Origin of the sequence: Robertmurraya sp. DFI.2.37, assembly GCF_029211245.1 — a bacterium.
GTDB lineage: Bacteria > Bacillota > Bacilli > Bacillales > Cytobacillaceae > Robertmurraya > Robertmurraya methanolica_A.
Window position 1 is genome coordinate 1 of record NZ_JARGEJ010000239.1, and the last position, 443, is coordinate 443.

The 443-nt window shown below is 40.0% G+C and carries 1 protein-coding gene; it reads left to right on the top strand.

The window, feature by feature from the left end; translation table 11 throughout:
* Nucleotides 1-106: 106 nt before the first annotated feature.
* The coding region (locus PZE06_RS26270; RefSeq protein ID WP_483314088.1) for a nucleoside deaminase at nt 107-443 on the top strand (337 nt) is incomplete at its 3' end.

The window sequence follows — 443 nt, forward strand, 5'->3', positions numbered from 1 at the left end:
AAGAAGGAAGTGGGAATTGACAATTGGACATACTTATTGGATAAACTAAGGTAACAGTGTTGTAAAGAAGGAGTCAAAAACGGAATATTTGAGTCATGAAAAGTTTATGAGAGAGGCTATTAAAGAAGCAAAAAAAGCGGAATTGTTGGGGGAAGTTCCCATTGGTGCAGTAATCGTTTATAAGGATGAAATAATAGCAAGTGCTCATAATCTAAGAGAGTGGAAACAGTCTTCTATTGCTCAAGCAGAGATACTTGCTATTGACACGGCATGTAAAAAGCTGGGAACCTGGAGATTAGAAGAGGCGACTTTATATGTTACACTTGAACCTTGTCCGATGTGTGCTGGTGCCAGTATGCTTTCTCGAATTGCGAAGGTAGTATACGGCGCAAATGATCCTAAAGGAGGATGTGCTGGTACGTTTATGAATCTGCTCCAAGATC